This window comes from Citrobacter sp. Igbk 14 (genome assembly GCF_028069825.1).
GTDB lineage: Bacteria > Pseudomonadota > Gammaproteobacteria > Enterobacterales > Enterobacteriaceae > Citrobacter.
In genome coordinates this window covers 1-390 of the sequence record NZ_JANEWM010000202.1, presented here as the reverse complement: position 1 = coordinate 390, position 390 = coordinate 1, and the positions used below count along the sequence as shown (strand labels likewise).

1 rRNA gene is annotated in these 390 nt (G+C 53.8%); it reads right to left on the bottom strand.

The window, feature by feature from the left end:
- A 16S ribosomal RNA gene (locus NNN64_RS23595) occupies positions 1–390 on the bottom strand; the annotation flags it as partial.

Sequence of the window (390 nt, the reverse complement as noted above, 5' to 3'; positions counted from 1 at the left end):
GGTCGCTTCTCTTTGTATGCGCCATTGTAGCACGTGTGTAGCCCTACTCGTAAGGGCCATGATGACTTGACGTCATCCCCACCTTCCTCCAGTTTATCACTGGCAGTCTCCTTTGAGTTCCCGGCCGGACCGCTGGCAACAAAGGATAAGGGTTGCGCTCGTTGCGGGACTTAACCCAACATTTCACAACACGAGCTGACGACAGCCATGCAGCACCTGTCTCACGGTTCCCGAAGGCACTAAAGCATCTCTGCTAAATTCCGTGGATGTCAAGAGTAGGTAAGGTTCTTCGCGTTGCATCGAATTAAACCACATGCTCCACCGCTTGTGCGGGCCCCCGTCAATTCATTTGAGTTTTAACCTTGCGGCCGTACTCCCCAGGCGGTCGAC